At 68.5% G+C, this 1,172-nt stretch carries 1 protein-coding gene; it reads left to right on the plus strand.

The genetic code is table 11. The annotated features are described in order from the left end of the window. Positions 1-1,172: condensation domain-containing protein (locus VL52_RS22890; RefSeq protein WP_046159208.1), on the plus strand; the 1,172-nt coding region annotated here is incomplete at both ends.

Here is a 1,172-nt window from a genome sequence, read left to right on the forward strand (position 1 = left end):
CCTCTTTCGCGCAGCGGCGCCTATGGTTCATCGACCAATACCAGCCGGGCACCTCCCTGTACAACATCGCGGCTGCCTGGCGGCTGGAAGGCCCGCTGGACCAGGATGCGCTGGCGCGCAGCCTGGAAACGCTGGTGAACCGGCACGAATCGCTGCGGACCACCTTCGTTCGGCAGGGCGACGAACTGCTGCAGTCCATCGCCCCGCCGGGGGATTGGCGGCTGCAGACGGAAGACCTGTCGGCGTCGCCGGCGGCCGAGTTTGAAGCGCTGGCGCGGGTGCAGGCCGAAGCCGAGCGCCCCTTCGATCTGGAGCGGGGGCCGCTGATCCGGGCGGGCCTGCTGCGGCTGGGGCCGCACATGCACGTGTTTTTGTTGACCCTGCACCACATCGTGGCCGACGGCTGGTCGATGCGGGTGCTGGTGCGCGAACTGGGCGAAGCGTATCGGGCCAGCCGGCGCGGCGCGGCGCCGTCGCTGGACGAACTGCCGATCCAATACGCTGATTACGCCGCCTGGCAGCATGACCGGCTGCGGGGAGAGGCGCTGGAGAGGCAACTGGCGTACTGGCGGCGGACGCTGGAAGGCGCGCCGGGCTATCTAGATCTGCCGCTGGACCGTCCGCGACCGACGCAGATGAGCCACCGCGGGGCCGTGGTGTCCATGGATATCGACCTGGAACTGGTCGAGGCGCTGCAACAGTGCGGCCGCCGGGCGCAGGCCACGCCGTTCATGGTCCTGGCTGCGGCGTTCAATGTCCTGCTGCAGCGCCACAGCCGGCAGGACGACATCTGCATCGGCTATCCGGTGGCGGGCCGCCAGCAAAGCGAGACGGCGGGCGTGGTCGGCCTGTTCGTCAACACGCTGGTGCTGAGAACCCGGCTGGACGCGGAGCGGGACTTCGAAACGCTGCTGCGGCAAGTGAGGGAGGCGGTGCTGGAAGCGGACGCGCATCAGGACCTGCCGTTTGAGAAGTTGATCGAGGAATTGCAGCCGGAGAGAAGTCCCAGCCACACCCCGTTGTTCCAGGCGATGATCGCGCTCGGCGACGCCGAGGACTTCCGTCTCGAGCTGCCGGAAGTGACACCGCGTCCGCTGCCGGCCAGCGGCGTCAGCGCCAAGTTCGACCTCTCTCTGGTGCTCAAACCATCGGCCGACGGCATGCGCGGCCAG

This window comes from Chromobacterium vaccinii (assembly GCF_000971335.1).
GTDB lineage: Bacteria > Pseudomonadota > Gammaproteobacteria > Burkholderiales > Chromobacteriaceae > Chromobacterium > Chromobacterium vaccinii.